Here is a 21,647-nt window from a genome sequence, read left to right as displayed (position 1 = left end):
GGCGGCAGTCTGAATGAGGAAGTGGTAACGATTTTTTTAATTTGGAAGCATGCTAATGGCTACGATTCATGTAGACGGCAAAGAATACGAGGTCAACGGAGCGGACAACCTGCTAGAGGCTTGTCTCTCTCTCGGTCTTGATATTCCATACTTTTGCTGGCATCCGGCGCTCGGCAGCGTCGGCGCTTGCCGCCAGTGTGCGGTGAAGCAATATCAAAACGCGGAAGACACGCGTGGTCGCCTGGTGATGTCCTGTATGACACCGGCATCGGACGGCACTTTTATTTCCATTGACGACGGCGAAGCGAAGCAGTTCCGCGAAAGCGTGGTTGAGTGGCTGATGACCAACCACCCGCACGACTGTCCGGTCTGCGAAGAGGGCGGTAACTGCCATCTGCAGGATATGACCGTGATGACCGGTCATAGCTTCCGTCGCTACCGCTTTACCAAGCGCACCCACCGCAATCAGGATCTGGGGCCGTTCATCTCGCACGAAATGAACCGCTGCATCGCCTGCTACCGCTGCGTACGCTACTACAAAGACTATGCTGACGGCACCGATCTGGGCGTTTATGGCGCTCACGACAACGTCTACTTTGGTCGCCCGGAAGACGGCGTGCTGGAGAGCGAATTCTCCGGCAACCTGGTTGAAGTCTGCCCGACCGGCGTATTCACCGATAAAACGCACTCCGAGCGCTACAACCGTAAATGGGACATGCAGTTTGCGCCAAGCATCTGCCAGCAGTGCTCCATCGGTTGTAACATCAGCCCGGGTGAACGTTACGGCGAGCTGCGTCGTATCGAAAACCGCTATAACGGCACCGTCAACCGCTACTTCCTCTGTGACCGCGGTCGTTTCGGCTACGGCTACGTGAACCTGAAAGACCGTCCGCGTCAGCCGGTTCAGCGCCGCGGCGACGATCTGATCGCCCTCAACGCCGAGCAGGCCATGCAGGGGGCGGCGGATATTCTGCGCCAGTCGAAAAAAGCGATCGGCATCGGCTCCCCGCGCGCCAGCCTCGAAAGCAACTTTGCGCTGCGCGAGCTGGTCGGCGCCGAGAACTTCTATACCGGCATCGCTAAAGCCGAGCAGGAACGTCTGCAGATGATGCTGACGGTGCTGCGCGACGGCGGTATTCATACCCCGGCGCTGCGCGACATTGAATCCTACGATGCGGTACTGGTGCTGGGTGAAGATCTTACCCAAACCGGCGCCCGCATTGCGCTGGCCGTACGCCAGGCGGTGAAAGGTAAAGCGCGTGAAATGGCCGCGGCGCAGAAAGTCGCCGACTGGCAGATTGCCGCGATCCTTAATATCGGCCAGCGTGCGAAGCATCCGCTGTTTGTCACCAATATCGACGACACCCGTCTGGACGACGTCGCCGCGTGGACCTACCGCGCGCCGGTTGAAGATCAGGCGCGGCTGGGCTTTGCCATTGCACACGCGCTGGATGAAACCTCGCCGGCGGTGGAAGGCCTGAGCAAAGATCTGCAGGGCAAAATTGACGTGATCGTCCAGGCGCTGGCCGGGGCGAAGAAACCGCTGATTGTCTCCGGAACCAACGCCGGCAGCATCGAGATTATTCAGGCCGCGGCGAACGTCGCTAAGGCGCTGAAAGGTCGCGGCGCAGACGTCGGCGTGACTATGGTTGCCCGCGCGGTGAACAGCGTCGGTCTGGGGATGATCGGCGGCGGTTCGCTGGAAGAGGCGTTGAGCGAGCTGGAAACCGGCGCGGCCGATGCGGTTATCGTGCTGGAAAACGATCTGCATCGTCACGCTTCCGCCGCGCGCGTAGACGCTGCGCTGGCGAAAGCGCCGCTGGTGATGGTCGTTGACCATCAGCGCACGGCGATCATGGAAAAAGCGCATCTGGTGCTCTCTGCGGCAAGCTTTGCAGAAAGCGACGGCACGGTGGTCAACAACGAAGGCCGCGCCCAGCGTTTCTTCCAGGTTTATGACCCGGCCTACTACGATGCGAATACCGTGATGCTGGAGAGCTGGCGCTGGCTGCATTCGCTGCACAGCACCGTCGACAACCGCCAGGTTGACTGGACGCAGCTGGACCACGTCATTGACGCAGTGGTGGCTAAGCTGCCGCAGCTGGCAGGCATTAAAGATGCAGCGCCGGACGCGAGCTTCCGCATTCGCGGTCAGAAGCTGGCCCGTGAACCGCATCGTTACAGCGGCCGCACGGCGATGCGCGCCAATATCAGCGTGCATGAACCGCGCCAGCCGCAGGACAAAGACACCATGTTTGCCTTCTCGATGGAAGGGAACAACCAGCCGTCCGCTCCGCGTTCGCAAATTCCGTTTGCGTGGGCGCCGGGCTGGAACTCCCCGCAGGCGTGGAACAAATTCCAGGATGAAGTGGGCGGTAAGCTGCGCCACGGCGATCCGGGCGTGCGCCTGATTGAGGCTTCCGCCGAGGGCCTGGATTACTTCACCGCGGTGCCGGAAAGCTTCCAGGCCGAAGAAGGGAAATGGCGGATTGCGCCGTACTACCATCTGTTCGGCAGCGACGAGCTTTCACAGCGCTCGCCGGTGTTCCAGAGCCGCATGCCGCAGCCGTATCTCAAGCTTAACCCGGAAGATGCCGCGAAGCTTGGCGTCAACGCGGGGGCGATGGTCTCCTTCAGCGTTGAGGGTCATCTGCTCAGCCTGCCGCTGATTATCTCTGCGGGCCTGACGGCAGGGCAGGTTGGCCTACCGATGGGCATGCCTGGCATTGCGCCGGTTCTGACCGGAGCGCGTATTGATACTCTGCAGGAGGCAAAAGCATGAGTTGGTTAACTCCGGATCTCATCGACATTCTGTTAAGCATCCTGAAGGCGGTGGTCATTCTGCTGGTGGTTGTCACCTGTGGCGCGTTCATGAGCTTCGGCGAACGTCGCCTGCTGGGTTTGTTCCAGAACCGCTATGGACCTAACCGCGTCGGCTGGGGCGGTTCGCTGCAGCTGGTTGCCGACATGATCAAAATGTTCTTTAAAGAGGACTGGGTTCCGCGCTTTACCGATCGCGTGATCTTTACTCTGGCACCGGTTATCGCTTTTACCTCGCTGCTGCTGGCCTTCGCTATCGTGCCGGTCAGCCCGTCGTGGGTGGTGGCCGACCTGAACATCGGCATCCTGTTCTTCCTGATGATGGCAGGCCTGGCGGTCTACGCGGTGCTGTTTGCCGGCTGGTCGAGTAATAACAAATACTCGCTGCTGGGCGCGATGCGCGCCTCCGCGCAGACGCTGAGCTACGAAGTGTTCCTCGGCCTCTCCCTGATGGGCGTGGTGGCGCAGGCGGGATCGTTCAATATGGGCGATATCGTCAATAACCAGGCGCATCTGTGGAACGTTATCCCACAGTTCTTTGGCTTTGTTACCTTTGCGATTGCGGGCGTGGCCGTGTGTCACCGTCACCCGTTTGACCAACCGGAAGCCGAGCAGGAGCTGGCCGATGGCTACCACATTGAATATTCCGGCATGAAGTTCGGCCTGTTCTTCGTCGGTGAATATATCGGGATTGTCACCGTATCGGCGCTGATCGTGACGCTGTTCTTCGGCGGCTGGAATGGCCCATGGTTACCTCCGTTCATCTGGTTCGCGCTGAAAACCGCGTTCTTCATGATGATGTTCATTTTGATCCGCGCATCATTACCGCGTCCACGCTATGACCAGGTAATGTCCTTTGGCTGGAAGGTATGCCTGCCATTAACGCTGATCAACTTGTTGGTAACGGCGGCTGTCATTCTCTGGCAGGCGCAATAAGGGGTGAATTGACCATGACCTTAAAAGAATTATTGGTGGGGTTCGGCACCCAGGTCCGCAGTATCTGCATGATCGGGATGCACGCCTTCGCCAAACGTGAAACCCAGATGTACCCGGAAGAGCCGGTATATCTGCCGCCGCGCTATCGTGGCCGCATCGTGCTGACGCGCGATCCGGACGGCGAAGAGCGCTGCGTTGCCTGTAACCTGTGTGCGGTAGCGTGTCCGGTAGGCTGTATCTCTTTGCAAAAAGCAGAGACCAAAGACGGCCGCTGGTACCCGGAGTTTTTCCGCATCAACTTCTCACGCTGCATTTTCTGCGGTCTGTGTGAAGAAGCGTGCCCAACCACGGCGATTCAGTTGACCCCGGACTTCGAACTGGGTGAATACAAGCGTCAGGATCTGGTGTACGAAAAAGAGGATCTGCTGATTTCCGGTCCGGGCAAATACCCGGAATATAACTTCTACCGGATGGCGGGTATGGCAATCGACGGCAAAGATAAGGGCGAAGCAGAGAACGAAGCTAAGCCTATCGACGTCAAGAGCCTGTTACCGTAAGGAGAGGGCAATGGAATTCGCTTTTTATATCTGTGGCCTTATCGCCATCCTCGCAACCCTGCGGGTGATCACCCACACCAATCCGGTGCACGCGCTGCTGTACCTGATTATTTCGCTGTTAGCGATTGCTGGCGTGTTCTTTTCGCTGGGTGCGTACTTCGCCGGGGCGCTGGAGATCATCGTCTACGCCGGGGCCATCATGGTGCTGTTCGTCTTCGTGGTGATGATGCTTAACCTTGGCGGCAGCGAAATTGAGCAGGAGCGTAAGTGGCTGCAGCCGGGGATCTGGATCGGCCCGGCCATCCTCTCCGCGGTGCTGCTGGTGGTTATCGTTTATGCCATCCTCGGTCTTAACGATCAGGGCATTGAAGGCAATGCGATAAGCGCGAAAGAAGTCGGTATTGCGCTGTTTGGCCCGTACGTACTGGCGGTGGAGCTGGCCTCCATGCTGCTGCTGGCCGGTCTGGTTGTTGCATTCCATATCGGCCGCGAAGAGCGCGTCGGTGAGGTGCTGAGCAACCGCCAGAACGATAGCGACAAAAGAAAAATGGAGGAGCACGCATGATCCCCTTAACACATGGACTGATCCTCGCCGCGATCCTGTTTGTTCTCGGTCTGACGGGTCTGGTGATTCGCCGCAATCTGCTGTTTATGCTGATTAGCCTGGAGATCATGATCAACGCCGCGGCGTTGGCCTTCGTGGTTGCCGGAAGCTACTGGGGTCAGGCCGATGGTCAGATAATGTATATTCTCGCGATCAGCCTTGCGGCTGCGGAAGCGAGTATCGGTCTGGCGCTGCTGCTGCAGCTCCATCGTCGCCGCCAGAACCTGAACATCGATTCAGTAAGTGAGTTGCGTGGATGAACATGCTTTCCTTAACCATTCTTTTGCCATTGATTGGCTTTGTGCTGCTGGCCTTTTCCCGCGGGCGCTGGTCGGAAAACCTCTCCGCCACCGTGGGGATGGGGTCGGTAGGCCTGGCCGCGCTGGTTACGGCCTTCGTTGGGATGGACTTCTTTGCTAACGGCAGGCAGGCGATCAGCGTTCCGCTGTGGACGTGGATGTCGGTGGGCGATTTCAACATCGGCTTTAACCTGGTGCTGGACGGTCTCTCCCTGACCATGCTCTCCGTGGTTACCGGCGTCGGTTTCCTGATCCACATGTTCGCCTCCTGGTACATGCGCGGGGAAGAGGGCTACTCCCGCTTCTTCGCCTACACCAACCTGTTTATCGCCAGCATGGTGGTTCTGGTGCTTGCCGATAACCTGCTGCTGATGTACCTCGGCTGGGAAGGCGTGGGCCTGTGCTCCTATCTGCTGATCGGTTTCTACTATACCGATCCGAAGAACGGCGCTGCGGCGATGAAAGCGTTTGTGGTGACCCGCGTCGGCGACGTGTTCCTCGCATTCGCACTGTTCATTCTCTACAACGAGCTGGGGACCCTGAACTTCCGCGAAATGGTCGAGCTGGCACCCGCGCACTTCGCGGCCGGCAACAACATGCTGACGTGGGCGACCCTGATGCTGCTGGGCGGCGCGGTAGGTAAATCTGCCCAGCTGCCGCTGCAGACCTGGCTTGCGGACGCGATGGCGGGCCCGACTCCGGTCTCCGCGCTGATCCACGCCGCCACCATGGTGACCGCGGGCGTGTATCTGATTGCGCGTACGCACGGCCTGTTCCTGATGACGCCGGAAATTCTGCATCTGGTGGGTATCGTGGGTGCGGTGACGCTGGTGCTGGCAGGTTTTGCCGCGCTGGTACAAACCGATATCAAGCGCGTGCTGGCCTACTCGACGATGAGTCAGATTGGCTACATGTTCCTGGCGCTGGGCGTTCAGGCATGGGACGCGGCGATTTTCCATCTGATGACCCACGCGTTCTTTAAAGCGCTGCTGTTCCTGTCGTCTGGTTCGGTGATCCTCGCCTGCCATCACGAGCAGAACATCTTCAAAATGGGCGGCCTGCGTAAATCGATTCCTCTGGTGTACGTCTGCTTCCTGGTGGGGGGCGCGGCGCTGTCCGCACTGCCGCTCATCACCGCAGGCTTCTTCAGTAAGGATGAGATCCTCGCAGGCGCGATGGCTAACGGTCATATCAATCTGATGGTTGCCGGCCTGGTCGGCGCGTTTATGACCTCGCTGTACACCTTCCGCATGATCTTCATCGTGTTCCACGGCAAAGAGCAGATTCACGCTCACGCGGGCAAGGGGATTACCCATCACCTGCCGCTGATTGTTCTGCTGGTTCTGTCGACCTTCGTTGGCGCGCTGATTGTTCCGCCGCTGCAGGGCGTACTGCCGCAGACCACCGAGCTTGAGCACGGTCGCGTGATGACGCTGGAAATCGTCTCCGGGATCGTGGCTATCGCCGGTATCCTGATCGCCGCATGGCTGTGGCTGGGTAAACGCACGCTGGTGACCTCCATTGCCAATAGCGCCCCTGGCCGCCTGCTCGGCACCTGGTGGTACAACGCCTGGGGCTTCGACTGGCTGTACGACAAGGTGTTCGTGAAGCCGTTCCTCGGCGTGGCGTGGCTGCTGAAAAGCGATCCGCTGAACTCGATGATGAACATTCCGGCTATCCTCTCCCGCTTTGCAGGTAAAGGCCTGCTGCTAAGCGAGAACGGTTATTTACGCTGGTATGTCGCGTCAATGAGCATCGGTGCGGTTGTCGTGCTGGCGCTGCTGATGGTACTGCGTTGAGTTTGTTGGCTGGGTGAGCGACTGCCGGATGGCGCTGCGCTTATCCGGCCGACAAACCCTAAAAGAATTTTAGAATTCGTTGAAAATCTGTTCCTGAGGTACAGGCGTCATCGGCGAAGTCAGACCGGAGACCGCCAGCGCAGAGCAACCGCAGCGTACGAAAGTGCGCGAGGATGATTCGCGAAGCTCACCCCTACGGGGCCGTCCTTACGGACGTTCAAAACGCGATGCGTTTTGTGCGAGCACTGGCAGGATTCGGGCTGGCGAGCGAGATAGCCTGATCAGGAGTAAATATAAGGGACATACTCAGCTATGTTATTACCCTGGTTAATACTAATCCCCTTTATCGGCGGGTTCCTGTGCTGGCAGACCGAACGCTTTGGCGTGAAGATGCCGCGCTGGATTGCGCTGATTACCATGGGACTGACGCTGGTTCTCTCACTGCAGCTGTGGCTGCAGGGCGGCTATTCTCTGACACAGTCTGCGGGTATTCCCCAGTGGCAGTCTGAATTTGTCATGCCGTGGATCCCTCGCTTCGGTATTAGCATTCATCTGGCAATCGACGGTCTGTCGCTGCTGATGGTGGTGCTGACCGGCCTGCTCGGCGTACTGGCGGTACTCTGTTCATGGCGCGAGATCGAAAAGTATCAGGGCTTCTTCCACCTCAACCTGATGTGGATCCTGGGCGGCGTTATCGGCGTGTTCCTTGCCATCGACATGTTCCTGTTCTTCTTCTTCTGGGAGATGATGCTGGTGCCGATGTACTTCCTGATCGCGCTCTGGGGCCACAAGGCTTCCGACGGTAAAACGCGTATCACGGCGGCCACCAAGTTCTTCATCTATACCCAAGCGAGCGGGCTGGTGATGCTGATTGCCATCCTGGCGCTGGCGTTCGTGCACTTCAACGCCACCGGCGTGTGGACCTTCAACTATGAAGATCTGCTGAAGACGCCGATGTCCCACGGCGTGGAATACGTGCTGATGCTGGGCTTCTTCATCGCCTTCGCGGTGAAAATGCCGGTGGTACCGCTGCACGGCTGGCTGCCGGACGCGCACTCCCAGGCGCCGACCGCCGGTTCCGTTGACCTCGCGGGGATCCTGCTGAAAACCGCGGCCTACGGTCTGCTGCGTTTTGCGCTGCCGCTGTTCCCGAACGCCTCCGCCGAATTTGCGCCCATCGCTATGTGGCTGGGTATCATCGGTATTTTCTACGGCGCGTGGATGGCCTTCTGCCAGTACGATATCAAACGCCTGATTGCCTACACCTCCGTTTCTCATATGGGCTTCGTGCTGATTGCTATCTATACCGGCAGCCAGCTGGCCTATCAGGGTGCGGTGATTCAGATGATTGCGCACGGCCTCTCCGCTGCCGGTCTGTTTATCCTTTGCGGCCAGCTCTACGAGCGCCTGCACACGCGTGATATGCGCCAGATGGGCGGCCTGTGGAGCAAAATTAAGTGGCTGCCGGCGCTGTCGATGTTCTTCGCCGTGGCGACCCTCGGGATGCCGGGTACCGGTAACTTTGTCGGTGAGTTCATGATCCTGTTCGGCAGCTATAAAGTGGTGCCGGTGATTACCGTGATCTCCACCTTTGGTCTGGTGTTCGCTTCCGTCTACTCGCTGGCGATGCTGCATCGTGCCTACTTCGGTAAAGCGAAGAGCGAGATTGCGGCGAAAGAGCTGCCGGGAATGTCGCTGCGCGAGCTGTCGATTGTTCTGCTGCTGGTGGTTCTGCTGGTGCTGCTGGGTTTCTTCCCGCAGCCGATTCTGGACACCTCACATGCTGCGATGAGCAACATTCAGCAGTGGTTTGTTAATTCTGTTTCTACTACAAGGCCGTAATTCGCCATGACAATAACTCCACAACAACTGATCGCACTGCTACCGCTGCTGATCGTCGGCTTGACGGTGGTGGTTGTGATGCTCTCCATTGCGTGGCGACGCAATCATTTCCTTAATGCCACGCTGTCGGTTCTCGGGCTTAACGCCGCGCTGATATCGCTTTGGTTTGTCGGTCAGAACGGCGCGATGGACGTTACGCCACTGATCCGCGTTGACGGCTACGCCATGCTCTACACCGGGCTGGTGCTGCTGGCGAGCCTGGCGACCTGTACTTTTGCCTATCCGTGGCTTGAGGGTTACAAGGACAATAAAGAAGAGTTCTACCTGCTGGTGCTCATCGCCGCGCTGGGTGGCATTCTGCTGGCGGGAGCAAACCATCTGGCGGCGCTGTTCCTCGGTATCGAATTGATTTCGCTGCCGCTGTTCGGCCTCATCGGCTACGCTTTCCGCCAGAAACGGTCTCTGGAAGCCAGTATCAAATACACCATCCTCTCCGCCGCAGCCTCTTCTTTCCTGCTGTTCGGTATGGCGCTGGTGTACGCGAACTCCGGCAATCTCTCCTTCCTGGCCCTCGGTAAGAGCCTGGCGGATAACACCCTGCACGAGCCGCTGCTGCTGGCGGGTCTGGGGCTGATGATTGTCGGTCTGGGCTTTAAGCTGTCGCTGGTGCCGTTCCACCTGTGGACGCCGGACGTTTATCAGGGCGCGCCGGCGCCGGTATCAACCTTCCTGGCCACCGCCAGCAAGATTGCTATCTTCGGCGTGGTGATGCGTCTGTTCCTGTATATGCCGGTAGGCAACAGCGAAGCGGTGCGCATCGTGCTGGGCCTGATCGCCTTTGCATCCATCATCTTCGGTAACCTGATGGCGCTGAGCCAGACCAACATCAAACGCCTGCTCGGCTACTCCTCGATCTCCCATCTCGGCTATCTGCTGGTGGCGCTGATCGCCCTGCAGAGCGGCGAAATGTCGATGGAAGCCGTCGGCGTCTATCTGGCCGGCTACCTGTTCAGCAGCCTCGGCGCCTTCGGCGTGGTGAGCCTGATGTCCAGCCCGTACCGCGGCCCGGATGCCGACTCGCTGTACTCCTATCGCGGCCTGTTCTGGCACCGTCCGATTCTGTCTGCGGTGATGACGGTAATGATGCTGTCGCTGGCCGGTATTCCGATGACGCTGGGCTTCATCGGTAAGTTCTACGTGCTGGCGGTCGGCGTGCACGCGCACCTGTGGTGGCTGGTTGCCGCCGTGGTGGTGGGTTCGGCGATTGGTCTTTACTACTACCTGCGCGTCGCGGTAAGTCTCTATCTGAGCGCGCCGGAGAAACTGAACCGCGATGCGCCGTCTAACTGGCAGTACAGCGCCGGCGGTATCGTGGTGCTGATCTCGGCTCTGCTGGTGCTGGTACTCGGCGTCTGGCCGCAGCCGCTGATTAGCATCGTACAGCTGGCAACGCCGCTGATGTAAAGCGGCTACGGCTGCAAAAAAACCGCCGGTCTGCGATCGGCGGTTTTTTTATGCGCGTCGTTAAGCCGGGCCAGCCCGTTTAGCGGATGGGATAGACCATAAAATCCTCCGCCAGCAGGGTCTGCGGGAAGATCTCCCTGCACTCCGCCAGCAGGCGCTGACAGCCCTGCAGGTCGTAGCGCGAGCTGAAATGGGTGGCGATAAAGGTGCCAACTCCGGCATCGCGCGCCAGCGCCGCCGCCTGCTGGCTGGAGGAGTGCCCGCGAGCGTTCGCCTTCTCGGCCATCGCCTGTTCCAGGGTGGTCTCATGAATCATGACGTCCACGCCGCGCGCCAGCTCAAGCGCCGCCGCACAGGGCGCCGTATCGCCAAAGATGGCCAGCTTTTTCCCCGGCGTCGTCGGGCCAAGATAGCGCCGGCCGTCGACGATGCGCCCGTCGGCAAGCTCGACGCTTAGCCCCTGTTTGAGCTGCTGAAACAGCGGCCCGGAGGGAACGCCATCGGCGATAAGACGGGCCGCGTCGAGGGTGCCGGGCTTGTCGTGCTCTTCAATGCGGTAGCCGTAGCACTCCACCGGATGGTTTAGCGGCCAGGCCGTGACCCGATATCCGGCGTCGTCCAGAATAAGGCCGGGGCCAACTTCGACAATATCCAGCGGATAATCGGTCCACGAGCCGCTGAGGCGCAGCGCCACTTCGACAAACTCCCGCAGCCCTTTTGGCCCGTAGAGGGTCAGCGGCAGCGAGTTACCCTGCATTGAGCGGCTGCACAGCAGGCCGGGGAGGCCAAACAGATGGTCGCCGTGAAGATGGGTAATAAAAATTTTATTCAGCTTGCCGGGGTGCAGGGCGGTATGCAGAAACTGATGCTGGGTGCCTTCTCCGCAGTCGAACAGCCAGACCTCCGCCGCCGTTGGCTGTTGCAAATTCAGCACGATAGACGTCATATTACGCGTACGGGTCGGCACGCCAGCGGATGTCCCCAAAAAAGTTAATTCCATCGTCCTGTGTCCTTAGGGCGTGAGTCAAAAAACAGAGTATACCCGTCATCCCTCAGGTTGCGCGCGCGTTGGCTAAGCTTGTCGTCTTCATGCCGCCGGAATGATGCCGGGCCCACTTCAATAAAGGAATAATAGATGATGATATGGCAGGATCTCCACCACAGCGAGCTGACCGTCCCGCAGCTCTATGCGCTGCTAAAGCTGCGCTGTGAAGTCTTTGTCGTCGAGCAAAACTGTCCCTACCAGGACGTTGACGGCGACGATCTGAGCGGTGAAAACCGTCATCTTCTCGGCTGGCGCGGCGATGAGCTGGTGGCCTATGCGCGGATCCTGAAAAGCGCAGAGGATTTTGAACCGGTGGTGATTGGCCGGGTTATCGTCAGCCCGGCGGTGCGAGGGGAGAAGCTCGGCTATCAGCTGATGGAGAAGGCGCTTGCCAGCTGCGCCCGCCTGTGGCCGCAAAAGGCTATCTATCTCGGCGCTCAGGCACATCTGCAGCACTTTTACGCCAGCTTCGGCTTCCAGGCGGTGACCGAGGTTTACGACGAAGATGGGATCGCGCATATCGGCATGGCCCGCGAGGCCGCAGCGGACCCGCTCCTGCCCAGGTAGCCGCAGGCTATCACGACTTCCTGAATGACGGGCAGGCAGCCAAAGGCCACTCCCTCATCGTGGGTACTGCTATTTCTTGCCAGGACCCCGTATAATGTGGGGTTTTTATCCTGTGGAGGTTTGCGTGCTGTCTGTTTCCGCTGCGCTGGAAAGCTTACGCGGCTGCCTGAGCGATGAGTTCCCCGCATCGCCCGGCACGCGAATTTTCGATGTTTCGTTTCCTCTCCAGGACGCGTTTGATCCCCTGCTGTGGTGCGGGCGCCAGCCTCAGTGGCCGCAGTTTTACTGGCAGCAGCGCAGCGGCGACGAGGAGCTTGCTGCGCTCGGGGCGGTGAAAAGGTTCTCTTCGCTGGCCGAAGCGCAGCGTTTTTTACAGCATCAGCAGCATCAGGATCTGCGTATTTGCGGTCTGAATGCCTTCAGCCCGCAGGTCGGAGCGCTGGTGCTGCCGAGGCTGGAGTGGCGTAGGGTAGGAGGAACGGCGTCGTTGCGGCTGGTGCTGTGCAGCGCGACGTCGCTACGCGAAGATGCTCATGCGGCGCGCGAGTTTCTGCACTCCTTGACGGCGGAGCAGGCGCGGCCCGCGGCGATACCTGAGCTACTCAGCGAACGGCACGTCCCGGAATACCCGCGCTGGCGTGAGCTTATCCTGCAGGCTACCCGGGCCATTGCGGCCGCAGAGATGGAAAAAGTTGTCCTGGCGCGCGCCACGGACCTGCGCTTTGCCGCTCCCTTATATGCCTGGTCGATTGTGGCCGCCAGCCGCCGCAGCAACTTTAACTGCTTCCATTTCCTGATGGCCTTTAGCCCGCAGCAGGCGTTTTTCGGCTCAACGCCGGAGCGGCTGTGGCGCCGGCGCGGCACGCTGCTGCGCACCGAGGCGCTGGCGGGTACCGTTGCCGGCCATGCTGACGATCGCCGGGCGCAGGCGCTGGCCGACTGGCTAATGCACGACGATAAAAACCAGCGGGAAAACATGCTGGTGGTGGAGGATATTTGCCAGCGCATGCAGGATGAAGTGCAGATGCTGGAGGTGCTGCCGCCGCAGGTGGTACGCCTGCGTAACGTGCAGCATCTGCGGCGCTGCATCTGGACGGCGCTAAACGCACCCGACGATACCCGCTGCCTGCACCAGCTGCAGCCTACGGCGGCGGTCGCCGGGCTACCCAGGCGGGCGGCGCTGGACTTTATCACTCAGAATGAACCCTTTATCCGCGAATGGTACGCCGGTTCCGCCGGCTATCTGTCGCTGGCACAAAGCGAATTCTGCGTGGCGCTGCGCTCGGCGAAGGTGGAAAACGACACCCTCAGGCTGTATGCCGGCGCCGGTATCGTCAGCGGTTCCGAGCCTGAACAAGAGTGGCAGGAAATTGAAAATAAAGCCGCGGGGCTGCGTTCGTTGCTGCTGAGAGAAATGTAGATAAACGATGCATATCAATACTCCATCACTTTGTATTACCTATACTTAGCCTCAATATTTGATATCGGACAATTTCATGTCAGTAAGCGCATTTAACCGACGCTGGGCGGCGGTGATCCTTGAAGCATTAACCCGCCACGGCGTGCAGCATATTTGCATTGCGCCGGGGTCGCGCTCGACGCCCTTAACGCTGGCAGCCGCGGAAAACCGCGCATTGATTCCCCATACTCATTTTGACGAACGCGGGCTTGGCCACCTGGCGCTGGGGCTGGCGAAGGCCAGCCGGCAGCCGGTGGCGGTCATCGTCACCTCCGGTACCGCCACGGCCAATCTCTATCCGGCGCTGATTGAAGCCGGGCTGACCGGCGAAAAGCTGATTCTGCTTACCGCTGACCGGCCGCCGGAGCTTATCGACTGCGGCGCCAACCAGGCTATCCGCCAGCCGGGCATGTTCTCATCGCACCCGTCCGAAACCCTCTCTTTGCCGCGTCCGTCGCAGGATATTCCCGCGCGCTGGCTGGTTTCAACCATCGACCAGGCGCTGGGCGCGCTGCATTCCGGCGGCGTGCATATTAACTGCCCGTTTGCCGAGCCGCTGTATGGCGATATGGACGATACCGGCGTGAGCTGGCAGCAGCAGCTCGGGGAGTGGTGGCAGAGCGATACGCCCTGGCTGCGTCAGTCGCTGCATCTCGGTAGCGAAAAGCAGCGCGACTGGTTTTTCTGGCGACAAAAGCGCGGCGTGGTGATCGCCGGGCGCATGAGCGCCGCCGAAGGCGTACAGGCCGCCGCGTGGGCGAAAATGCTCGGCTGGCCGCTGATTGGCGACGTGCTTTCGCAAACCGGGCAGCCGCTGCCCTGCGCCGATTTATGGCTGGGTAACGGTAAAGCGGTCAGCGAGCTGGAGCAGGCGCAAATCGTCGTTCAGCTGGGCAGCAGCCTGACCGGAAAACGCCTTCTGCAGTGGCAGGCGACCTGCGAGCCCGAGGAGTACTGGCTGGTCGATAATTTACCCGGCCGTTTAGATCCGGCCCAGCACCGCGGCCGCCGTCTGGTCTGCCCGGTGGGGGAGTGGCTTGAGCTGCATCCGGCGGAAAAACGCCAGCCCTGGGCAACGACGCTGCCGGTTCTCGCGCAGCAGGCCTGGCAGGCGACGGTGGAAAGCAGCGAGCGCTTCGGCGAGGCCCAGCTCGCCCACCGCATTCATCGCTATCTGCCGGATCAGGGGCAGCTGTTCGTGGGCAATAGCCTGGTGGTGCGCTTAATTGACGCGCTCTCGCAGCTGCCGGTGGGATATCCGGTCTACAGCAACCGCGGTGCCAGCGGCATTGACGGCCTGCTGGCAACCGCCGCCGGCGTGCAGCGGGCCAGCGCCCGCCCTCTGCTGGCGATCGTGGGCGATCTTTCTGCGCTCTACGATCTGAATTCGCTGGCGCTGCTGCGCCATGCCTCGGCGCCGCTAGTGCTGATTATTGTCAACAACAACGGCGGGCAGATCTTCTCTCTGCTGCCGACGCCGCAGGAAGAAAGGCGCCAGTTTTATTTAATGCCGCAGGATGTCAACTTCGGGCACGCCGCGGCGATGTTCGATCTCGACTACCACCGCCCGGGCAGCTGGGACGAGCTGGAGACGGCGCTGTCCGACGCGTGGCGCATCCCTGGCGCGACCGTGATTGAGCTGGTGGTGAACGAAACCGACGGCACCCATACTTTGCAGCAGCTGCTGGCGAGGGTGAGTCGTCTATGAGCCTGCACGCCGAGTGCGAGCGCGGCCAGGCCAATCAACCCTGGCTGATTTTTTTACACGGTTTTTCGGGCGACAGTCGCGAATGGCAGCCGGTCGGGGAGGCGTTTAGCGCCCGTTCGCGGCTCTATATCGACCTGCCCGGCCATGGCGGTTCCCGCGATATTCAGGTCGGTGATTTTGCCGATGTCTGCCGGCTGCTGCAGGAGACGCTGGATAGTTACAGCATCCTTAACTACTGGCTGATTGGCTACTCCCTCGGCGGGCGCATCGCGATGGCCTTTGCCAGCCAGCCGCGCGACGGCCTGTGCGGGCTGGTTGTGGAGGGCGGTCATCCGGGGCTCGTTGACGATAGCGAGCGCCTGCAGCGTCGGCGCAGCGATGCGGCCTGGGCCGAACGCTTTCGTCACGAACCGCTGCCCCAGGTCTTTGCAGACTGGTACCAGCAGCCGGTTTTCACCTCACTGGATGCGCTGCAGCGGGCGGACTTAATCGCGCTACGCAGCCGCAACCATGGCGCCAATCTGGCCGCCATGCTGGAGGCGACGTCGCTGGCGGTCCAGCCCGATCTGCGCCCGGCGCTGCGCGCCTGCCGCTTTCCTTTTCACTATCTTTGCGGCGCGCGCGATGACAAATTCCGCGCGATAGCCAGCGATCTCGCCGCGACGATACACGTTATTCATCATGCCGGGCACAACGCGCATCGGGAAAATCCCGCCGCGGTAACCGCCTGCCTGGCGCAGTTTTTAGCAAGTTAACTAAAGGACATTCTATGATCTCTCTTGATGAAGCCATGCTCTACGCCCCCGTTGAATGGCACGATTGTTCCGAAGGCTATACCGATATTCGTTACCAAAAATCGACGGACGGTATTGCTAAAATCACCATTAACCGCCCACAGGTGCGTAATGCATTCCGTCCGCTGACCGTAAAAGAGATGATTCAGGCGCTGGCGGATGCCCGCTATGACGACAATATTGGCGTCATTATCCTGACCGGCGAAGGGGACCTGGCGTTCTGCGCCGGCGGTGACCAGAAGGTGCGCGGCGACTACGGCGGCTATCAGGACGATTCCGGCGTGCATCACCTGAACGTGCTCGATTTCCAGCGTCAGATCCGCACCTGTCCGAAACCGATCGTCGCGATGGTCGCCGGCTACTCCATCGGCGGTGGCCACGTGCTGCATATGATGTGCGACCTAACGATCGCCGCGGAAAACGCCATCTTTGGTCAGACGGGGCCCAAAGTCGGCTCCTTCGACGGCGGCTGGGGCGCAGCCTATATGGCCCGCATCGTTGGCCAGAAAAAAGCGCGTGAAATTTGGTTCCTGTGCCGCCAGTACGATGCGCAGCAGGCGCTGGATATGGGGCTGGTTAACACCGTCGTCCCGCTGGCCGATCTGGAAAAAGAGACCGTTCGCTGGTGTCGCGAAATGCTGCAAAACAGCCCAATGGCTCTGCGCTGCCTGAAGGCGGCGCTGAATGCCGACTGCGATGGTCAGGCGGGTCTGCAGGAGCTGGCGGGTAATGCCACCATGCTGTTCTACATGACCGAAGAGGGCCAGGAAGGGCGCAACGCATTTAATCAGAAGCGTCAGCCGGACTTCAGCAAATTTAAACGGAATCCGTAATGCGCCGGGCGCAGGTTTACCGCTGGCAGATACCGATGGACGCGGGCGTGGTTCTGCGCGAACGGCGGTTAAAAACCCGTGACGGGCTGTTCGTCCAGCTACAGGAGGGCGAGCGCGAAGGCTGGGGAGAGGTTTCTCCTCTGCCGGGCTTTAGCGAAGAAACCCTGGAAGAGGCGCAGGCTGCGCTGCTGGCGTGGGCGACGGCCTGGCGTCAGGGACAGGATCTTCCTTTTCCTGCGCAGCCCTGCGCGGCGTTCGGGATCAGCTGCGCGCTGGCCGAGCTGAATGAGCAGCTGCCGCAGGCGGCAGATTATCGCGCCGCGCCGCTGTGCACCGGCGATCCGGACGAGCTGTTTGCCAGGCTCGCGGCGATGCCGGGCGAGAAGGTCGCCAAGGTTAAGGTGGGCCTGTATGAGGCCGTACGCGACGGCATGGTCGTAAATCTGCTGCTGGAGGCTATCCCCGAGCTGCGGCTGCGTCTGGACGCCAACCGCGCCTGGACGCCGCTCAAGGCGCAGCAGTTCGCAAAATACGTGGATCCGCAGTATCGCGATCGCATCGCTTTCCTTGAGGAGCCGTGCAAAACCCGGGCTGATTCCCGCGCTTTTGCCCAGGAAACCGGTATTACCATTGCCTGGGATGAGAGCCTGCGTGAAGCCGATTTTTGCCTGCAGGCCGAGGCGGGAGTTGGGGCGGTGGTGATTAAGCCAACCCTTACCGGTAGCCTGCAAAAAGTGCAGGAGCAGGTTGTCGCCGCCCACGCTCTGGGGCTGACGGCGGTCATCAGCTCCTCGATTGAGTCGAGCCTTGGGCTGACGCAGCTGGCGCGTATTGCGGCCTGGCTGACGCCGCAGACCGTTCCGGGCCTCGATACGCTGACGCTGATGCAGTCCCAGCTGGTGCGCCCGTGGCCTGAAAGCACGCTGCCGTGCCTGTCAACGGATGCGCTGGAGCCGCTGCTGTGATCTTTCGTGACTGGCCGTGGCGCCACTGGCGTCAGCGGCGGGGCGAGGCGTTTGCTCTGCGGCTGAACGACGATAGCCTGACCTGGCAGCAGCTGTGCGAACGGGTTGACGCTCTGACGGCAGGGTTCGTGGCTCAGGGCGTAGGTGAGGGCGATGGCGTTATTTTGCGGGCCTACAATCAGCCGGCGGCGCTGCTGGCCTGGCTGGCGCTGCTGCAGTGCGGCGCCAGGGTGCTGCCGCTTAATCCGCAGCTGCCGTCGGCAATGCTGGCGCAGCTGCTGCCGTCCCTTGATGTCCATCATCTGCTGGCGCTTAGCGGCGACGATCTCGCCCTCGGCTATCCGCGGCTGGTTATGCAGGCTGTCGCCGGCGACCGCAGCCTGGCCTGGAGTGAAGATCGTCTGGCGTCGATGACGCTGACCTCGGGTTCTACCGGGCTGCCGAAGGCCGCGGTGCATACTTTCCGCGCTCATCTCGCCAGCGCGCAAGGGGTGTTGGCGATGATCCCGCTGGCCACCGACGACGACTGGCTGCTTTCCCTGCCGCTGTTTCACGTCTCGGGGCAGGGAATTCTCTGGCGCTGGCTGCTGGCCGGATCGCGACTGACGGTGCGGGAAAAGCGGCCGTTAGAACAGGCTCTGCAGGGATGTAGCCACGCGTCGCTGGTGCCAACGCAGCTGTGGCGGCTGCTCAACGGCGATGCGCAGGTATCGCTGAAGGCCGTTCTTCTGGGCGGGGCGGCGATCCCCGTCGAACTGACCGGGCAGGCCCGGGAGAAAGGTATTCGCAGCTGGTGCGGATACGGCCTGACCGAATTTGCCTCGACGGTGTGTGCCAAAGAGGCCGACGGCGAGGCGGATGTTGGACAGCCGTTGCCCGAGCGGGAGCTGAAAATTGTCGACGGCGAGGTTTGGCTGCGCGGGGCCTGCATGGCGGCGGGCTACTGGCGCGACGGCGGGCTGGTGCCGCTGGTTAACGAGCAGGGCTGGTTTGCCACGCGCGATCGCGGCGAGCTGCGTAACGGTAGGCTGACCATCCTTGGGCGTCTGGATAATCTCTTTTTCAGCGGCGGTGAGGGGATCCAGCCGGAAGAGGTTGAGCGGGTGATTATGGCTCATCCGCAGGTCCGCCAGGCGTTCATCGTACCCCTGGATGATGCCGAGTTTGGCCAGCGTCCGGTGGCGGTGGTCGAAGGCGATGAACGGTGCGACATGGCGGCTTTAGTGGCTTGGGTCGAGAATAAGCTGGCGCGCTTTCAGCAGCCGGTACGCTGGCTGGCGCTGCCCGAGGCGCTGAAAACCGGCGGCATAAAGATTTCGCGTCGGGCGTTACGCGAGTGGGTCAACGCGCATCGGGACGATGGCGCTTAGAGCGGCGGATAACTATCGCCAGTAAATCTTTGAATCATCTTTTGATGAAGGGATTGAATACGTTTTTATGATTGCAGTGATGCCGCTAATGCTCATCAGGGCGAACTTTCATCGGCAAAATTCGCGGTAGCGCATTGCCCGGGCTAAGTCATCCTCAGCCCGGCGGTGCGGAGTCTGCTTTCTGTCTGTGGGTTAAAAATCAGAGCAATCCTTTCAGCGATAACGTCTTTCGCGTGGCGACGTTCAGATCGTAGCGCGGCAAATCCTCGACGCTGACCCACGCATAATCCTGAAACTCTTCGTTAATGGTGACTTCTCGGTTGGCGCTGACGCAATCGAAAATCAGATAGATCATGTAGATCTCCTCCTGCCGGCCGTCGCTATAGGTTTTGACCCGCACGTCGTCGCTGAAGGTCCAGGGCGTAATGCTCGTCAGCCGCAGGGCTTCACCCAGCTCTTCGCGAATTTCACGCCTCAGGGCGTCCTCAATGCGCTCGCCAGGCTCCACGCCGCCGCCTGAAAGAGCCCACTGGCCGGGAAAAACGCCGCGATCGTCGGCCATCCTGCAGAGCAGATAGTGCCCTTCATGTTGAATCAGCGGGCAGACAATAGTCCTTTGGCGCATGGTATCTCCTTTGGATGAACGGTTAGCAAAGCATCTGGCTGCCAGTTTGCGAGCCGCCTCGGTAAACCGCAAGCGAAAACGCGCGCCCGGCGTTGGCGGTGGTAGGGTGGGGTGAAATGACGGACAGGAGGTCAGCATGAGCCGGGCGACAGCGCACTTCCCGCATGATGCCGTGTTTAAGAGCCTGCTGTCGGACCGGGCGACGGCGGCGGATTTTTTACTGATTCATCTGCCGGAAAATTTACGCGAGCTGTGCGACCTGCAGACCCTGCATCTGGAGTCCGGCAGCTTTATTGACGACGATTTACGGGCAAGCCACTCGGATATTCTCTATTCCGTGCAGACCCGGACTGGCGAAGGGTATATCTATCTGCTGATTGAGCATCAAAGCTCTGCGGATCGGCATATGGCTTTTCGTTTAATGCGCTACGCCGTGGCGGCGATGCAGCGTCATCTCGATAAAGGCCTGCAGCAGCTGCCGCTGGTGATCCCGCTGCTTTTCTATCACGGTAAGGCGAGCCCCTGGCCGCACTCGATGCGCTGGCTGGACGGATTTTCACAGCCAGAGATAGCCGAAAAGCTCTATAGCCAGCCCTTCCCGCTGGTGGATGTGACGACTATCCCGGATAGCGAGCTCCTGCAGCATCGACGCGTGGCCATGCTGGAACTGCTGCAAAAACATATTCGACAGCGGGATCTGATGGAGCTTCAGGCACAGGTAGTCAGCTTATTAGCGCTGGGATACACTAGCGAAAGACAGCTGCAGACGCTGTTGCACTATATACTCCAGGCGGGGAGTACCGCCGATCCCGTGGCATTTCTGCGTCAGCTGGCGCAAAGCGTGCCGCTACAGCCGCATAAGGAGGCGCTCATGAATATTGCTCAGTTCCTGGAAGACCGCGGTCGTCAGGAAGGGATGCAGCAGGGAAGGCAGCAAGGGCTTGAAGCAGGGCTGGAGGCAGGAATAGAAAAAGGCCGACAGGAAGGTGAACAAAAGGCCGCCGAGCGTATTGCGCTGGCGATGATCGACAGCGGACTTGAATTGCCTCTGGTCGCCGAGCTGACCGGCCTGTCCCTGCAGTGCCTGGCGCAGCTTAAGCACTAGCGCATAACTTTCACAACGCGGCGGCCGGATGGCTGCCGCTTTTTTTACGCCGCTATTTTTTTTGCCGATGCCCGGCACTGACGCCTGACGACGCGCCACGACGGCGCGCAGAACGCCTCTTTTTACCAGACATCTTCCCCTCGCCGGCGCTAATGACGGCGCAGCGACCGGCCAAATCCTGCGTTCCGGTAGCAACTGCTTACAATCCCAACAATAAAGGTCGTTTTAGGACATTGATTCCTCAGCATTCGGCAGTACAATTCTGCGGTTTTTGGGACATCTTTGATTCTTGATTTCTGGATAGAGTAAAAAATGAAAAAATGCATATTAATCGGCCTTGCCGGGCTGGCGTTGGTCTCCACGGCGGCAAACGCTATCAGCGTCACCGGGCAGGCCGGTGAGCACTACACCAACCTTGGCGCGGGTTTTGGTACCGAATCAAGCGGACTGGCGGTAACCGGCAACTGGCTGCACAGCGATAACGACGGCGACGCGGCAGGTTTAGGGCTGGGTTTAAACATTCCTCTGGGGCCATTCCTGGCAACGGTGGGTGGCAAAGGCGTATATACCAATCCGAAAAGCGGTGATGAAGGGTATGCGGCAGCGGTCGGCGGCGGCCTGCAGTGGAAAATTGGCGACAGCTTCCGCCTGTTCGGCGAATACTACTATTCACCGGACTCCCTCTCCAGCGGTATCCAGAGCTATCAGGAAGCTAACGCCGGCGCGAGCTGGACGGTTATGCGTCCTCTGAGCATTGAAGCCGGCTATCGCTATCTGAACCTGGCAGGTAAAGACGGTAACAAAGATAATACCATTGCCGATGGCCCGTACGTCGGCGTCAGCGCCAGCTTCTGA

The 21,647-nt window shown here is 60.1% G+C and carries 19 protein-coding genes; 17 read left to right on the top strand and 2 right to left on the bottom strand.

Translation table 11 applies throughout. From position 1 onward, the window contains the following. Positions 1 to 55: 55 nt before the first annotated feature. From nuoG to nuoN, 8 genes are all read left to right on the top strand, one after another. Positions 56 to 2,782, top strand: coding sequence for an NADH-quinone oxidoreductase subunit NuoG (nuoG, locus tag EDF75_RS11000; RefSeq protein WP_133599226.1), 2,727 nt, complete (start codon positions 56 to 58; stop codon positions 2,780 to 2,782). Beyond that, positions 2,779 to 3,756, top strand: coding sequence for an NADH-quinone oxidoreductase subunit NuoH (gene nuoH, locus EDF75_RS10995; protein ID WP_076945791.1), 978 nt, complete (start codon positions 2,779 to 2,781; stop codon positions 3,754 to 3,756). The genes nuoG and nuoH overlap by 4 nt, the downstream gene beginning before the upstream one ends. A 14-nt stretch (positions 3,757 to 3,770) precedes the next feature. Further along, positions 3,771 to 4,313, top strand: coding sequence for an NADH-quinone oxidoreductase subunit NuoI (gene nuoI / locus EDF75_RS10990; RefSeq protein WP_015365590.1), 543 nt, complete (start codon positions 3,771 to 3,773; stop codon positions 4,311 to 4,313). A gap of 10 nt (positions 4,314 to 4,323) precedes the next feature. After that, entirely contained in the window at positions 4,324 to 4,878 is a 555-nt protein-coding gene (nuoJ, locus tag EDF75_RS10985; RefSeq protein WP_133599224.1) for an NADH-quinone oxidoreductase subunit J, read from the top strand. Further along, positions 4,875 to 5,177, top strand: a complete 303-nt coding sequence (gene nuoK, locus EDF75_RS10980; RefSeq protein ID WP_002913148.1) for an NADH-quinone oxidoreductase subunit NuoK — start codon at positions 4,875 to 4,877, stop codon at positions 5,175 to 5,177. Before nuoJ ends, nuoK begins: the two co-directional genes overlap by 4 nt. After that, on the top strand, positions 5,174 to 7,015 hold the full coding sequence (gene nuoL, locus EDF75_RS10975; RefSeq protein WP_133599222.1) for an NADH-quinone oxidoreductase subunit L: 1,842 nt from the start codon (positions 5,174 to 5,176) through the stop codon (positions 7,013 to 7,015). Before nuoK ends, nuoL begins: the two co-directional genes overlap by 4 nt. Before the next feature lie 312 nt (positions 7,016 to 7,327). Beyond that, the gene (gene nuoM / locus EDF75_RS10970; RefSeq protein ID WP_133599221.1) at positions 7,328 to 8,857 is read left to right on the top strand and encodes an NADH-quinone oxidoreductase subunit M; all 1,530 of its coding nucleotides are present in this window, start codon (positions 7,328 to 7,330) and stop codon (positions 8,855 to 8,857) included. Positions 8,858 to 8,863: 6 nt separating this feature from the next. Then, positions 8,864 to 10,321 carry an NADH-quinone oxidoreductase subunit NuoN gene (gene nuoN / locus EDF75_RS10965; protein WP_133599219.1) on the top strand — a complete coding sequence of 486 codons (1,458 nt, stop codon included), beginning with the start codon at positions 8,864 to 8,866 and terminating at the stop codon, positions 10,319 to 10,321. 79 nt (positions 10,322 to 10,400) lie between these two features. Here the strand turns inward: nuoN and rnz are convergent, their stop codons facing one another. Next, entirely contained in the window at positions 10,401 to 11,321 is a 921-nt protein-coding gene (gene rnz, locus EDF75_RS10960; protein ID WP_133599217.1) for a ribonuclease Z, read from the bottom strand. Positions 11,322 to 11,456: 135 nt separating this feature from the next. Between rnz and EDF75_RS10955 the strand changes: the two genes are divergently transcribed. The 7 genes from EDF75_RS10955 to menE all read left to right on the top strand — a co-directional run bounded on the left by EDF75_RS10955 (position 11,457) and on the right by menE (position 19,062). Further along, a complete protein-coding gene (locus tag EDF75_RS10955) occupies positions 11,457 to 11,933 on the top strand; it encodes a GNAT family N-acetyltransferase (RefSeq protein ID WP_133599215.1) in 477 nt (158 codons plus the stop codon). Between the two features lie 124 nt (positions 11,934 to 12,057). Then, positions 12,058 to 13,353: an isochorismate synthase MenF gene (menF, locus tag EDF75_RS10950; RefSeq protein ID WP_133599213.1), complete on the top strand. Its 1,296-nt coding sequence runs from the start codon at positions 12,058 to 12,060 to the stop codon at positions 13,351 to 13,353. A gap of 76 nt (positions 13,354 to 13,429) precedes the next feature. After that, complete coding sequence (menD, locus tag EDF75_RS10945; RefSeq protein ID WP_133599211.1) at positions 13,430 to 15,100, top strand: 2-succinyl-5-enolpyruvyl-6-hydroxy-3-cyclohexene-1-carboxylic-acid synthase; 1,671 nt, start codon at positions 13,430 to 13,432, stop codon at positions 15,098 to 15,100. Beyond that, a complete protein-coding gene (gene menH, locus EDF75_RS10940) occupies positions 15,097 to 15,855 on the top strand; it encodes a 2-succinyl-6-hydroxy-2,4-cyclohexadiene-1-carboxylate synthase (protein ID WP_133599209.1) in 759 nt (252 codons plus the stop codon). The genes menD and menH overlap by 4 nt, the downstream gene beginning before the upstream one ends. 14 nt (positions 15,856 to 15,869) lie before the next feature. Beyond that, positions 15,870 to 16,727, top strand: coding sequence for a 1,4-dihydroxy-2-naphthoyl-CoA synthase (menB, locus tag EDF75_RS10935; RefSeq protein WP_041146549.1), 858 nt, complete (start codon positions 15,870 to 15,872; stop codon positions 16,725 to 16,727). Next, entirely contained in the window at positions 16,727 to 17,692 is a 966-nt protein-coding gene (menC, locus tag EDF75_RS10930; protein ID WP_133599207.1) for an o-succinylbenzoate synthase, read from the top strand. The genes menB and menC overlap by 1 nt, the downstream gene beginning before the upstream one ends. Further along, complete coding sequence (gene menE / locus EDF75_RS10925) at positions 17,689 to 19,062, top strand: o-succinylbenzoate--CoA ligase (protein ID WP_133599205.1); 1,374 nt, start codon at positions 17,689 to 17,691, stop codon at positions 19,060 to 19,062. The genes menC and menE overlap by 4 nt, the downstream gene beginning before the upstream one ends. Positions 19,063 to 19,261: 199 nt before the next feature. Here menE and nudI read toward each other — a convergent pair whose 3' ends face one another. Then, positions 19,262 to 19,687 (bottom strand): nucleoside triphosphatase NudI, encoded by a 426-nt coding sequence (gene nudI / locus EDF75_RS10920; protein WP_133599203.1) that lies wholly within the window; start codon positions 19,685 to 19,687, stop codon positions 19,262 to 19,264. Positions 19,688 to 19,823: 136 nt separating this feature from the next. Here nudI and EDF75_RS10915 point away from each other — a divergent pair, with 136 nt between their 5' ends. Both EDF75_RS10915 and EDF75_RS10910 read left to right on the top strand, forming a co-directional pair. Then, on the top strand, positions 19,824 to 20,792 hold the full coding sequence (locus EDF75_RS10915; RefSeq protein WP_095100601.1) for an Rpn family recombination-promoting nuclease/putative transposase: 969 nt from the start codon (positions 19,824 to 19,826) through the stop codon (positions 20,790 to 20,792). Between the two features lie 312 nt (positions 20,793 to 21,104). Then, positions 21,105 to 21,647 carry a YfaZ family outer membrane protein gene (locus tag EDF75_RS10910; RefSeq protein WP_133599201.1) on the top strand — a complete coding sequence of 181 codons (543 nt, stop codon included), beginning with the start codon at positions 21,105 to 21,107 and terminating at the stop codon, positions 21,645 to 21,647.

It is taken from the genome of Klebsiella sp. BIGb0149 (assembly GCF_004362605.1).
GTDB classification, from domain to species: Bacteria; Pseudomonadota; Gammaproteobacteria; order Enterobacterales; family Enterobacteriaceae; genus Klebsiella; species Klebsiella terrigena.
Note: the sequence above shows the minus strand (reverse complement) of the source record. Positions and strands in the feature narration are given on the sequence as shown.